The 12,630-nt window shown below is 65.1% G+C and carries 8 protein-coding genes and 1 pseudogene; 8 read left to right on the top strand and 1 reads right to left on the bottom strand.

The window, feature by feature from the left end:
- Nucleotides 1-8: 8 nt before the first annotated feature.
- Nucleotides 9-2,909, bottom strand: coding sequence for an ATP-binding cassette domain-containing protein (locus OU995_RS21920; protein WP_267832252.1), 2,901 nt, complete (start codon nt 2,907-2,909; stop codon nt 9-11).
- 11 nt (nt 2,910-2,920) lie between these two features.
- On the opposite strand from OU995_RS21920, the gene OU995_RS21915 reads away from it, so the two are divergent.
- The 8 genes and pseudogenes from OU995_RS21915 (at nt 2,921) to OU995_RS21880 (ending at nt 12,590) form a co-directional block, all read left to right on the top strand.
- The gene (locus tag OU995_RS21915; protein WP_267832251.1) at nt 2,921-3,814 is read left to right on the top strand and encodes a YihY/virulence factor BrkB family protein; all 894 of its coding nucleotides are present in this window, start codon (nt 2,921-2,923) and stop codon (nt 3,812-3,814) included.
- Between the two features lie 426 nt (nt 3,815-4,240).
- Nucleotides 4,241-5,530 (top strand): hypothetical protein, encoded by a 1,290-nt coding sequence (locus OU995_RS21910; RefSeq protein WP_267832250.1) that lies wholly within the window; start codon nt 4,241-4,243, stop codon nt 5,528-5,530.
- 158 nt (nt 5,531-5,688) lie between these two features.
- Nucleotides 5,689-6,873: a glycosyltransferase gene (locus tag OU995_RS21905; protein ID WP_267832249.1), complete on the top strand. Its 1,185-nt coding sequence runs from the start codon at nt 5,689-5,691 to the stop codon at nt 6,871-6,873.
- Nucleotides 6,874-6,886: 13 nt separating this feature from the next.
- A complete protein-coding gene (locus tag OU995_RS21900) occupies nt 6,887-7,831 on the top strand; it encodes an amidohydrolase family protein (RefSeq protein WP_267832248.1) in 945 nt (314 codons plus the stop codon).
- 50 nt (nt 7,832-7,881) lie between these two features.
- On the top strand, nt 7,882-9,192 hold the full coding sequence (locus OU995_RS21895) for a glycosyltransferase family 4 protein (RefSeq protein WP_267832247.1): 1,311 nt from the start codon (nt 7,882-7,884) through the stop codon (nt 9,190-9,192).
- Nucleotides 9,193-9,358: 166 nt separating this feature from the next.
- On the top strand, nt 9,359-9,733 hold the full coding sequence (locus OU995_RS21890; RefSeq protein WP_267832246.1) for a hypothetical protein: 375 nt from the start codon (nt 9,359-9,361) through the stop codon (nt 9,731-9,733).
- A gap of 170 nt (nt 9,734-9,903) precedes the next feature.
- Nucleotides 9,904-11,205, top strand: a pseudogene (locus OU995_RS21885) (glycosyltransferase family 4 protein); the annotation flags it as partial.
- A 140-nt stretch (nt 11,206-11,345) separates the two neighbouring features.
- The gene (locus OU995_RS21880; protein WP_267832244.1) at nt 11,346-12,590 is read left to right on the top strand and encodes a glycosyltransferase family 9 protein; all 1,245 of its coding nucleotides are present in this window, start codon (nt 11,346-11,348) and stop codon (nt 12,588-12,590) included.
- The last annotated feature ends 40 nt before the right edge of the window (nt 12,591-12,630 follow it).

The following is a 12,630-nucleotide window of genomic DNA, read 5'->3' as shown; positions in this document are numbered from 1 at the left end:
AGCGGCGGTCAGGCATGCACACGAGCCAGCTGGCACAGCGCGCGCACCAGCTCGTCCGGATTGACCGGCTTGGCCATGTGGCGCTGAAAACCGGCCACCAGGGCCCGCAGCCGGTCTTCCGCCTGCGCCATGCCGGTCAGCGCCACGGCGGGCAGCCGCTGGTCCAGGGGAACATCCCGCAGGGCCTCCAGGGCACGGATGCTGCGCACCACGGCATGGCCGTCTTCCGGTCCCAGGGCGATGTCGCAGACCAGGACATCCGGCCAGTCCGCCGTCTCCCGTGCCGCCAGGCGCTGCAGCGCCTCGTGCCCGGAGGTGATGCGTTCGGTGCGTGCGCCTTCATGTTCCAGCAGGTGGCCCAGCGACTCCAGCGCGTCGTTGTCGTCGTCCACACACATCAGAGTGAGGCCGGCGAGCGGGTGGTCCTGCGCGGCCACCCGCTCATCCACTGGAATGGCTTGCTGCGGCATCACTTCCTGCACCACGGCCGTGGGCAAAGGGGACGGGGCCAGGGCCGGCAGGGGGAAGTCCAGCCGGTACTGCTGAACGCCGACAAAAGGGTCCATCAGCACCGACAGTTGGGCATTGGAGCTGCTCACCAACGTGCGCAGCTCCAGGGTGTCCGGCGGGCCGGACGCTTCGGCATCCAGGCGCCCGTGATAGCCCACCGTCAGCGAGCTGGCCATCGGACCACGCGCCAGGCGGGCCTCCATGCGTCCACCGGCCGCGCCGTGGAGCCCCAACTGGCACATCAGCTGAACCATCCGCGCCATGCGGGAGGCGTCACCGGTGATGCTGGCCACGTCCAGGTCGATGTCGGTGTAGAGCTCGGTGGTGGTGGCGGCCAACTGGTCGCGCAGGCCGTCCAGGCTCAGCACCAGCAGGCCGGCCAGGTTGACCGGATGCTGGGCCATCCGGCGCTCCAGGGTCTCCGCTTGCTGCTGCTGCCGCTGCAGTTCCCACAACTGGGCATACAGGCCTTGGTGTACCAGCAGATCGTCATGGCGTCCCCGCTCGGCGATGCGGCCCCGGTCCATGACGATGATTTCGTCCGCACCCACGATGGTGGACAGCCGGTGGGCGATGATCAGCGAGGTGCGGTCCTTGGCCACGTTTTCCAATGCCCCCTGGATGGCGCGTTCGGCGCGGGTGTCCAGCGCCGAAGTGGCTTCATCCAGGACGATGATGGGCGGGTTTTTCAGGAATGCGCGCGCAATCGCAATACGCTGCTTCTCGCCGCCTGAAAGGCGTGCGCCGCGTTCCCCCACCAGGGTGTCGTATTGCTCCGGCAGCAGGCGGATGAAGTCGTCCGCCTGGGCCGCCTGTGCGGCCGCGACCATCTCTTCGCGGGTGGCGCCCGGTTGTCCATAGCTGATGTTGTAGGCGATGGTGTCGTTGAACAGCATCGGGTCCTGGGGCACCACCCCAATCACCTCCCGCAGGCTCTCCTGCCTGATCTGCCGCAGGTCCTGCGAGCCAATCAGCACCCGGCCGCGGTCCGGGTCGTACATGCGCATCAGCAGCCGCGCCAGGGTCGACTTGCCGGACCCGCTACTCCCCACCACCGCAAAGGTCTTGCCGTGGGGGATCTCCAGCGTGAGGTCGTTGAGAATCTGCCGCTGAGGTTCGTAGCCGAAGTCGATGTGTTCAAAGCGTACGGTGGTGTCCTGGCCCTGCAGCGGGCTGGCATCGGGGGCGTCCTGGATGTCCGGTTCGCGCGCCAGCAAGGCGAACAGCATCTCGGTGTTGAGCAGTGCATCCCGGGTTTCCCTAAAGACAAAACCCAAGGTGTTCAAAGGCAGGAACACCTGGATGAGATAGGCATTCACCAGCACCAGATCGCCAATGCTCATGCGGCCCTGCACCGTATCGCTGCCGGCCATCAGCATCACGCCGGCAATGCCCGCCGCAATGATGGCGGCCTGGCCCAGATGCAGGGCCGAGAGCGTCTCCTGGCTGGACACACTTCCATCCACCCACTCGGCCAGGACGCTCCCATAACGCGCCCGCTCGGCCTGCTCGCGCCCGTGGGTTTTGACCGCCTCGTAATTGAGCAGGGTATCGACCAGCAGACCATGGGCCCTGGCGTCGGATTCATTCATCACCCGCTGCTTTTCGACCCGTGTCCGGGTCATCCAGCCGGTCCAGATGGCGTACAGCACCATGCTGCCGGCGATGATCATCACAAAGCCGAAGCCGTAATGCAGCAGCACCACCAGCACGGCCGCGAACTCCACCGCCGTGGGCACCACGGTAAAGACACCCGCGCCCAGCAAATACCCCATGCCGCCCGTGCCACGCTCCACTTCACGGATCAGCGAGCCGGTGTTGCGCTGGGCATGGAAGCGGGGGCTCATGGACAGCAGATGAGCAAAGGCGCGCTCGGAAAATCCACTCACCACCTGCTTGCCCACTCGGGCAAAGACCAGATCGCGGAGTTCGGTGAAGAGGGTGCTGGCGTAGCGCAGCAGCGCATAACCGACCAACAGCCAGACCGGCAGGGTCAGGGCCGCCGTGATGGCGGACGTGGAGAGCACGGCGCCCGTGTTCGGTCCCATCGGCGGCGTGAGGTGATCCACGATCTGCTTCAGCACCCCGGGCACACCGACCGCTGCCAATTTGGAGGCAATCAGCAACAACAGCGCCAGCAGCGTACGCCAGCGCCAAGGCCAGAGTGCCTCCCAAAGGCCGGACAGCACATCGGTGGTGGTCGGGCGATCGTGGCGCGGCTCCATGGCGAGTGCATCGCAATCCACGCTCCTGCCCCGCCCGGGGGCGCCCTTGGCCTTCCACGGGGACTGGGACATGCCAAAGCCCGGCGAGGCGCAGTTCATCTGCCGGGCATTACCCTTGCTGTGAAAGGGAATCCGTAAGGCGCTTGGCGCCACCCAGGCGCAACCCCACAGCATGGCAGGAACTCATGATCAAACTACCTCGCGTTTTGAAGGACGCTGCGGACCTGGTGACAGAAGCGGCACAGGCCTGGAGTGACGACAACGTCCCCAGCATGGGCGCAGCGTTGGCCTACTACACCTTGTTTTCAATTGCCCCGCTGCTGTTGATCGTCATTGCCGTGGCGGGCCTGGTGTTCGGAGAGCAGGCGGCGCGAGGCGAGGTGATGGATCAGTTGTCGGACCTGATCGGTCTCGAAGGCGCCGTGGCAGTGGAAGACCTGCTGAAACGGGTCAACCGCCCGGAGGAGGGCGGCTGGGCAGCGGTCATCGGCACCTTGGTGCTGCTGGTGGGCGCCACGTCGGTGTTTGCTGAACTGCACAACTCGCTCAATCGCATCTGGAAGGTGCCGCTGCCGAAGTCCATTCCGGTGTGGCAAAGCTTGTGGACGGTGGTGCGCCGCAGGCTGCTGTCGCTGGGGCTCATCATGGGGCTGGGTTTCCTGTCGATGATCTCGATGGTGGCCAGTGCCGCGCTGGCCGCCATGGGGAAATGGTGGACACCCTGGCTGGGGGACGACTTCCTGATGCTGGCCCAGTTGCTCAATGCGCTGCTGTCCTATGTGTTGATCACCGTGATGTTTGCGGTGATCTACAAATGGGTGCCGGACGTTGCCATTCGCTGGCGGGATGTATGGGTGGGGGCCTTGATCACCGCGGCCTTGTTCAGTCTGGGCAAGTCGCTGATCGGGCTTTATCTGGGGCGGAGTGCCATCGGTTCGGCATACGGAGCAGCGGCGTCCCTGGTGGTGATGATGCTGTGGGTCTACTACTCCACACAGGTGTTTTTGATGGGTGCGGAGTTGAGCTGGGCCTTTTCGCGGCGACACGGTCTGAAGAGGCCAACCGATCAGCACCTCTGAGCATTCATCTCCAAATTCAATCTCCCACTTCAATCTCCCACTTCAATCTCCCGCGTGTTAGCGTAAACATTGAGGAATTCAATGAATCCGGCCATCGCAGAACAATGAATGCGATTGTCAAATCGCCTGCAAATATTGATGGCATCGGGGTTGTCGGCGCAAGCGGTGCAGCAAGAAACGCTTCTCTTGCTTTGAATGAAGAGAGGTCTGAGTCATTTCGAATGACGGTTGAGAGAGCCGCCTGATCACCGCTTCGTTCTAGAGAGAACGCTCGTTGCCTTAAGCGCACCCATCGAATCCATCGCATCCATCGCATCCCTTGCATTCATCGCTTGCGGCACACCCATTGCCAAATCGAAGTGGGGACCCCACGCATCAGGGGGTCTCGAGCTTATTCAACCGTTCAGACGAACGAAAGGATGCGACATGAACCAGCAAGGGCAACACCGAGGACAAGGCAGCGACCAGCGCCGCAACGAAGGACAACAGTCCTCGCAGCGCACTGAGTACGGCCAGCAAAGTCAACAAGGCCAGCAATATGGCGGCTCGCAGGGCTACCAGAGCCAGCAGCCTCAACAGGGGCAGGGCGGGCATCGTGACGACTACGGCCAAGGTGGCTATCAGGGCGGCTATCAGGGCGGCTCCCAGGGGAGCCATCAGGGTAGCTATCCAGGTGGTTCGCAGGGCGGCTACCCGAGTGGCCTGCAAGGCGGCTCGCGGAGCTACGAAGGCAGCGAAGCTTCTGCCGGGTATCAAGGCCAATATGGCAATGGACCCCAGGGCGGCTATCGCGACCAGGGGCCGCGGCATGAAGGGTCCCGGGAAGATCGTGGTGGCTCACAGGACTTCCGCGGCCACTACGGCGCCTCCAGTGGCTACGGCTCCAGTGCCGGTGGCTACGGAGGCAACTACGGAAGCAATACTGGCGCTGGGGCGGGCCAGGGTAACTATGGCGGCAGCTATGGCGGCCAGGGCAGCGGCTACGGTGGCGGCGACGGCGGCTACCAAGGTGGCAACCAGGGCGGCAGCTATCAGGCTGGAAGCTACCAGGGCGGTGGATATCAAGGCGGTCAGGGCGGCTATGGCAGCAACCCGGGCAGCTATGGCAGCAGCCAGGGCAGCTATGGCGGCGGCCAGGGGGGCTACGGCGGTGGCCAAGGGGGCTACCTGGGCTCCCAGGGCGGCTACCAGGGCCCTCAGGCGCAAGGGGGGGCGCAAGGAGGCTCCCAAGGCGGTGCTCAGGGCGCTCAGGGCGCTCAGGGCGGTTACGGTGGCTATGGACAAGGTCAAGGCCAAGGCCAGAACTACGGCAGCGGCCAGCAGGTCCACCACGACCCTGACTATCACCAGTGGCGCACCGAGCAACTGCGCAATCTGGATGATGACTACCACTCCTGGCGCCAGGACCGCTACAAGAAGTTCAGCGAGGACTTCAACAAGTGGCGTTCCAACCGCACTGGCAGCAGTTCGTCAGACACCTCGGACGTGTCGGTGGGCAGCGGCTCCATGGCCGGGGGGCGCTCCAGTGGACTGAGCGGTTCCAGCGGTAACAGCGGAACCAGCGGTGCCTCAGGTGTCTCCGGTACCAGCGGCACCTCCGGTTCCAGCCTGGGCAGCGGTAGCACCCTGGGAAGCAGCACCGGGCCCACCACCGGTAGCGACGGCGCCACCGGTTCATCGCTGTCATCCACGTCTTCGTCTGGCAAGACGAAGTAAAGACAAAAGGCGCTACGAGGCGCCTTTTGTCCAGCGGAGGGGCCCGGCGGCCCCTCCGTCGGCCGACCGGCCTGGTGGACCGGTCCTTGCACGCAGCAATGCATGCCACCCCTTTCCATCCCAAGGCGCCGGCAAACCCGTTGCACCTGGGAACTCCCATGCCTAATCTGATCGTGTTCTCCCATTTGCGCTGGGGCTTTGTATACCAGCGCCCCCAACATCTGATGTCTCGTATTGCCAGCGCTTATCAAGTCCTCTTCATCGAAGAACCGGTCCTGGATCGCAACGGCCCCGCGCGCATCGAAAGCCGCATGGAGTCGCCTCCTGGTGGTGGACCTGCGGTGGAGGTGCTGGTGCCGTACACGCCGGTGAATGCACCGGGCTTTGACGATGCCCAATTGCCGACGCTGCTCCCCCTGCTGGAACAGGCGCTGAACCAGCGCAGTGTGCGTGACTATCTCGTCTGGCTCTACACCCCGATGGCGCTGCCGCTGATTGCCGGGCTCCATCCGCGCGCCCTGGTGTATGACTGCATGGACGAACTGTCCGCATTCAAGCACGCGCCGCCCCAACTGAGGCAGCGGGAGAACGCGCTCATGCAGGCGGCCGATCTGGTGTTGTGCGGAGGGCCGGCGCTGCATCAGGCCAAGCGCAAGCTGCATCCAAGGGTGTACTGCCTGCCCAGTGCGGTGGATGCCGCTCACTTTTCACCGGACCATCTGGATGCAACCCATCCACAGGCCACTCATGCCGAACAGGTGCAGGCGGGCATCGCTCATCCTCGCCTCGGCTTTTTCGGGGTGATCGACGAACGCATGGATCTGGCCCTGCTGGATGCCGTGGCCGCCGCGCGACCGGACTGGCAGATGGTCATGGTCGGCCCGGTGGTGAAGATTTCACCGGAAGATTTGCCGAGGCGGTCCAACCTGCATTGGCTGGGGATGCAAAGTTATCAGGCGCTTCCTTACCTGCTGTCGACCTGGAATGTCTGCCTGATGCCCTTTGCGCTGAACGAAAGCACGCGATTCATCAGCCCCACCAAGACGCTGGAATATCTGGCCGGCGAGAAACCGGTGGTGAGCACGCCGGTGGCAGACGTGGTTGGCCTGTATGGCGCCGTGGTCCGAATTGCTGCGGAGCCGGACGCGTTCATCCGCCAGTGTGAAGACGCATTGCAGGACAGTGCGGAGTTGCGTCGCCGTCACATCCAGGCATCCATGGCCGTTGTCGCCGCGAGCGGTTGGGATGCGAGTGCGGAGAAGGTACGACGCTGGCTGGCGGAAGTGTCCCGTCCCGCACAGACGCAAACGCCGATGGTGAGAACCCGCCTGAGAGCCGCCTGAGAGCCACCTGACCATGATCATCGACGCCCACCTGCATTGCACCGGACGTGAAAACACCACCGATGTCTTGCGCACGCTCGACGAGGCCGGCATCGACACCGGTGTATTGCTGGCGCCCTTCCTGGGGGATGGGTACTCCTTGAATGACGCCGCATCCCTGCGGCGCGCCAATGAGCATTTGTCGCGCCTGGTGCGCCATCACCCCGACCGCCTGATCGGCTTCGCGGTGGTGGACCCTCGCGACCCCGCCGCGCCCCAGGATCTTCGATACGCCGTCGAGGACCTGGGGCTACGCGGTTGCAAAATGGTGCCCACCGGCTGGTACCCCTATGAAGAGCGGGTGCAACCGGTGTTTGCGGTGGCCAACGAGCTGGCCCTGCCGCTGCTCTTCCACAGCGGCATCTTCATTGATGGTCGTTCCGGCAGGTTCTGTCGGCCGACCTATTTCGAGGCCCTGCGGGACCATCCGCGCACCCGTGTGGCCCTGGCCCACATGGGATGGCCGTGGACCGATGAGGCGCTCGCCGTGGCCCTGATCGACCGCATCCACGGCATCCCGTATGAGCAGGCGCAGTTCCGGCTGGACATTTCCTTCGGTCCACCACCGGCCTACCGGCGGGAGGTGCTGGCCCGCATGCTGGAGGTGTTGGGGGCCGGGGCGCTGCAATTCGGCAGCGACTGCTTCCTGCCTTGCTCCGGCGCCCATGTCATGGAGCGTCGCCAGTGGGTGATCGACCTGATGGACGAACTGGAACTGGGCGCAGACACACGCCACCGCCTATGGTGTGGCACGGCGGCTGCCTGGCTGGGGCTCAAGCTGGAGGCCGAGGCCCCGCCGATGGCCCTTGCCCGGCCGCATGGGCTGCCACGCCGGAACGCCCATGATGAAGACAGCACGGGCGGCGGTGGTGCTGCTCACGCTTCTGTCCCGCGACCCTGGCGGCCGATCTGCTGCTGAACGGCAGCCTTCGGCCGGTCGCGGATCTTCAACGAGCCCCGATCCCCTTCATGGACAAGTCCCCTCAGCTTCAAGGTCTGGACACTTCCTCGCAGCGGCTTCATGTGCTGGAAGTGGTGGGTAACGGCATCGTCGGCGGCATGGAACGCTGCGTCGAGCGCCTGATTGAACATCTGGGGCAGGGGGACCGGTTCCGGTTTACCGTGCTCTGCCCCTTCGAGGGCGACTTCACCGACCGCGTGCGGGCCGCTGGCGCCGCCGTGGTGGTGGTGCCCATGCCGGAGGACCCACCCTGGCAGGCCATTCAGATGGTGACCGGACTGGTGCGTCATGGGCAGGTGGACCTGCTCCATGCCCATTTGCCCAACGCGCATCAGCTGGCGGGCCTGGTGGGCCGTGTCACCGGCGTTCCGGTGGTCTCCACCATCCATGGTCGCCAGATCATCATGCCCGATCTGGAAGTGCATCGCATGGTGGGCAGTCATCTCAGCGTGGTCTGCCAGCACAGCTACTACCATGCCCTGGGCCTGGGCATCGACCCGGAAAAACTGAGTTGTGAGCCCAACGGTGTGGACACGCAGGCATTTCGGCCCGGCCCGCGGCCTTCCAGCGGGCTGCGCGAGCAACTGGGGCTGCCGCATGACGCCTGGCTGGTGGGCTTTGTCGGCCGGCTGTCTCCCGAGAAGGCGCCAGACGTGTTCATCCGCGCCGCTGGCGTGCTTCACGAGCGCATGCCCGACGTGCATCTGGTGCTGGTTGGAGAAGGGCCCATGCGCTCGCAGCTGGTGGAACTGATCCAGCGGCAGGGATTGCAGTCGCATGTGCACCTGATCGGTCGAATCGACGATGTGCTGCCGGTCTATCACGATCTGGACCTCCAGGTCAGCAGCTCCAACTCGGAAGCCATGCCGCTCGCATTGATGGAGGGTATGGCCAGTGGGTTGGCGGTGGTGGCCACTCGGGTGGGGGGCGTGCCGGAGATTGTGGAACATGGCCGCAGCGGTTGGCTGGTGGCACCACGGGACCATGACGACACCGCCGGTCGGATCCATCAGATGCTGACGCAGCCGGAACTCCGTCGGCGAATGGCGGAGCGGGCTCGCGTCAGCATGGAAGAACGGCACCAGCTCAGTCAACGGCTCGAAGCGGTGGCCCAGCGTCTGCGCCTGCTAGCCAGGCCGGGATCGACCGAGCCGCGTCGTATCGGCAGTGCGCCTCGCGGCCTTCCCTCTCGTGGCCAGACGGTGGCCCAGGCCTTGCGCCAGCCCGTCCAGGCGGCGGGAACGGCTGCCTCGGTGATGGTGGATCCCGCAGCGGTGGCGTCCGCCATGCCGGTGCTCCCGGCAGTCCAGACGCCGTAGGGCGGTGCGTCGATGCCCAAAATCCTTGGCGGACGGGCATCGGGCTTGCCGCGTGGAGGGCGCACAGGGCCGACGTTGCCACGCGGTGTGTTCACCATGCCGTGATGGGGTGTACGCCTGGTTCTACGCGTCATCCTGTTGTTTTCAACGATTCAAGGAGATAGCCATGAACACCCGTTCCAAGATCACTACCGTTGCCATGGCCGTGGCACTCGCCACTGGCGTGGGCATTCTGCATGCACAGAGTGCCGGCGGTGGGGCGCAGGGCAGCTCGGGCTCCACCAGCGCCCGGGACCGCACCAATGACCCCCTGTCCAACAACAATGACCCGATGAATCGCAGCAATGCCACGACGACGAATTCGAACAATGCCAATGGCATGAACAATTCGTCCACAGGCCCCGGCACGGGCAGCCGGAACAACGGCAACAACAGCCCGTCCACCATGGACCCGAACAGCTCGGGTTCCATGTCGACCGACAACACGGCTGCTGGCGCCAGCAACGACCGTTCCTTGCCCACGCGCGCTGACCGCAACTGAGCCTGCGTTGGCGCACACCAGCGCCACCGGCATCGCCAAAGGCGTCCTTCGGGACGCCTTTTTTCATGATTTCTGCGAAAAGTCCCATGAATAAAGGAATCTCTCGCGTCAGGGTTTCTGCCCGGAGGTACACGGTTTGCCTTCTTCCTTGCATCACGAACGGAGCAGTCATGAGCAACCAAGCCTTGAGAGTGGCGCTGATCAGCGAGCACGCTTCGCCATTGGCGCAACAGGGCAGCGTGGATGCGGGTGGGCAGAACGTCTATGTGGCGCATGTCGCGGCGGCCCTCGCGAGACACGGTCACCAAGTGGATGTGCTCACGCGGCGGGACCACCGCAGTCTTCCGACTGCGGTGGACATGCGGCCTGGCGTTCGTGTGCTTCACATCGACGCGGGCCCTCCGGCGTTCGTGCCCAAGGAGCAACTGATGCCCTACATGAAAGTCTTCGGGTCCGAGGCCCTTCGGCTGATGCGCCGCAGCCTGCCTTACGACCTGGTGCATGCCAACTTCTTCATGTCGGGACTGGTCGGGCTGCGGCTTCAGCGCCAGTTGCAGGTGCCGCTGGTGCAAACCTTCCATGCACTTGGGGCGGTGCGACGGCTTCATCAGCGGGAGGTCGATGCTTTTCCGGCGGAACGGATCGCACTGGAACGCCGCATTGCCTGTGAAGCGGACTGCGTCATTGCCGAATGCCCCCAGGATGCGGCCGACCTGATGGAGCACTATGGCGCGTTGCCGAGTCGCATTGCTCAAGTGCCTTGCGGCGTGGATCTGGAGGAGTTCGGGCCTGGCGACCGACGCGCCGCGCGGCGGCGCCTGGGGCTGGCGCAGGATGAGTTCATCGTGCTCCAGTTGGGGCGGCTGGTGCCGCGCAAGGGCGTGGACAACGTCATTCGTGCGGTGGCGCGATTGGATCAGTCGGTGCCCTGGCGATTGCTGATCGTGGGCGGTGACTCTGTGGTGCCCGACGAGACGCGCACCCCGGAAATCGCCCGCCTGCGCGGAGTGGCGCAGGAGGAGGGCTGCGCGCCGTGGGTTCAGTTCGTGGGGCGCAGGGATCGGCAACAGTTGCGCGACTACTACCTGGCCGCTGATGTGTTTGTCACAACACCCTGGTATGAGCCGTTCGGCATTACCCCGCTGGAGGCCATGGCCTGCGGGACGCCGGTGATTGGCGCCGCCGTGGGTGGCATTCAGCACACGGTGGCGGATGGATTGACCGGTTATCTGGTGCCGCCCAAAGACCCCCGGGCATTGGCCATGAGGCTGGATGACCTGCGTCGCCATCCGGCACTGGGGCGACTCATGGGAAGGGCCGGGCTGGCTCGAGTGCAACGGGAATTCACCTGGGACAGCGTCGCCGAGAAGCTGGCGCAGGTCTATGCCCGTGTCGCTCGCCAGCGCCGGATCCATGCTGCGGAGCCGACGCTGCGGCTGATGCCACCCCCCATCGCCGATCCTGACGCCATTCCCATGGATCAACCCCAGGTGGCGCGAACCGTGACCACGCTGCGGCCAGGCCCCGGTTCGCCGCTGGGCAAGTCCGTGGCCCGCGATGTGGCGCAAGTGGCGGCGATGGTCACCCGGCCGCGTCAATGGCAGGGGGGGCAATGACGGTGTCGAACGGGCTCGCCGAGGAACGGGCGGAGCGCACGAGCGATCTTTCGGTGTCGGCACCGGCCCTGAGCGCTCCGCAGGCGCCCAGCCCGCCCTGTGTGGGGCCGGACGAAGACCCGGTCGCCCGGGATCGTCATCGGCGCTGGTGCAACGTGCGCCGTGTGCTGCTGGTGCGGCTCGACCATCTGGGGGATGTGCTGATGAGCACGCCAGCGTTTGCTGCGGTGCGGGAGACCTTGCCGTGGACCGAATTGACGCTGCTGGCCGCGCCCGGAACCGAGGTGTTGAAACCCCATCTCGACATGCTCAACGACATCATCGGTGTCAATGTGCCGTGGATGAAGGCTGGCGCCCGTGCCTTGGACGCAGAGCCCTCCGACATGCGCGGTGAGGCGGAACGTCATCTGGTGCGCCGCCTGCAGCGTGGTCACTTTGATGCCGCCATCATCTTCACGGTGTGTACCCAGAGTGCTTTGCCGGCAGCATTGGTCTGCCGCATGGCCGGCATTCCGATGGCGCTGGCCCATGTGCGTGAACGTGCTTACGGGCTGCTCAGTGACGAGGTGACCGATCCAGACGTGGTGGGCGAGGGCATGCGCCATGAGGTGCAGCGTCAGCTGGATCTGGTTGCCCATGTGGGCCTGTCCACAGCCGATGACCGGCTGCGGTTTCGGGTCTTGCCCAGGGACGAGGCGGCCATGCGTATGCTGCTTCGGCAGGCCGGTCTGGGCGAAGGGCAGGGATACGTGCTGGTGCATCCGGGGGCCAGCGCCTCATCACGTCGTTATGCCCCCGAAGCCTTTGGTCAGGCCGCAGATCTTTTGCTGCAGCGTGGTGACACCACCTCCACTGCGGTGGTGTTCTGCGCTGGCCAGAGCGAGCAAGGGCTGATGGATACGGCCCGCGCTGCGATGCAGGGCCCCAGCCTGGTGCTGCCGAGGTTCCCCAGCCTGGGCGAACTGGCGGCGCTTGTCGCCGGGGCGCGGGTGCTGGTGGCCAACAACAGCGGCCCCGTGCATCTGGCCGCAGCAGTGGGGACGCCGGTGGTGGATCTCTACGCGCTGACCAACCCCCAGCACACGCCCTGGCGCGTGTCGGCCCGTGTGCTGAACCATGACGTGCCCTGCCGCAATTGCCAGAAGAGCGTTTGCGTGCAGGGCCATCACCACTGCCTGCGGATGGTCGCCCCTATCGAGGTGGCCCGTGCCGCCCAGGCGCTGATGGGAGCCTCGACATGACGCTCGATCGGGACATCGACGGGTCCAGGGTCATGCCCAG

It is taken from the genome of Roseateles sp. SL47, from assembly GCF_026625885.1.
GTDB lineage: Bacteria > Pseudomonadota > Gammaproteobacteria > Burkholderiales > Burkholderiaceae_C > Roseateles.
This window is presented reverse-complemented; position numbering and strand designations above follow the sequence as displayed.

Bases quoted from the DNA above. Each gene is read 5' to 3' on its own strand.
- OU995_RS21920 (WP_267832252.1), bottom strand. From the start codon at position 2,909: ATGCTGTGGGGTTGCGCCTGGGTGGCGCCAAGCGCCTTACGGATTCCC.
- OU995_RS21915 (WP_267832251.1), top strand. From the start codon at position 2,921: ATGATCAAACTACCTCGCGTTTTGAAGGACGCTGCGGACCTGGTGACA.
- OU995_RS21910 (WP_267832250.1), top strand. From the start codon at position 4,241: ATGAACCAGCAAGGGCAACACCGAGGACAAGGCAGCGACCAGCGCCGC.
- OU995_RS21905 (WP_267832249.1), top strand. From the start codon at position 5,689: ATGCCTAATCTGATCGTGTTCTCCCATTTGCGCTGGGGCTTTGTATAC.
- OU995_RS21900 (WP_267832248.1), top strand. From the start codon at position 6,887: ATGATCATCGACGCCCACCTGCATTGCACCGGACGTGAAAACACCACC.
- OU995_RS21895 (WP_267832247.1), top strand. From the start codon at position 7,882: ATGGACAAGTCCCCTCAGCTTCAAGGTCTGGACACTTCCTCGCAGCGG.
- OU995_RS21890 (WP_267832246.1), top strand. From the start codon at position 9,359: ATGAACACCCGTTCCAAGATCACTACCGTTGCCATGGCCGTGGCACTC.
- OU995_RS21880 (WP_267832244.1), top strand. From the start codon at position 11,346: ATGACGGTGTCGAACGGGCTCGCCGAGGAACGGGCGGAGCGCACGAGC.